Below are 230 nucleotides of genomic sequence, written 5' to 3'. Positions count from 1 at the left end.
CGCTGCCCCAAGGCTGGTCCGCAATCGAGCTGCCGGCCGCTGCTCCAGCAACCGGCACCACGCTCAGCGTCGAACAGCCTGGCGCAAGCAGTGCCGTCCTGATTGCATTACCCATGAGCGTGCCCGCCAATCATCCGCAATATCCGGCCCTGGTGTTGGCGAGTGAAGTATTGGGGTCGGGAATTGCGTCACGCTTGATGAATGAACTGCGGCACCGCCGCGGGTTGACG

1 protein-coding gene is annotated in these 230 nt (G+C 63.5%); it reads left to right on the top strand.

Annotated elements, in window-relative coordinates; all coding sequences use genetic code 11:
* Nucleotides 1–2: 2 nt before the first annotated feature.
* A partial coding sequence (locus SB816_RS35465) for an insulinase family protein (RefSeq protein WP_410548680.1) occupies nt 3–230 on the top strand: 228 nt, incomplete at its 3' end.

The organism is Achromobacter sp. SIMBA_011 (assembly GCF_046535435.1).
In the GTDB taxonomy this organism is placed as follows: Bacteria; Pseudomonadota; Gammaproteobacteria; order Burkholderiales; family Burkholderiaceae_B; genus Achromobacter; species Achromobacter dolens.
This window is presented reverse-complemented; position numbering and strand designations above follow the sequence as displayed.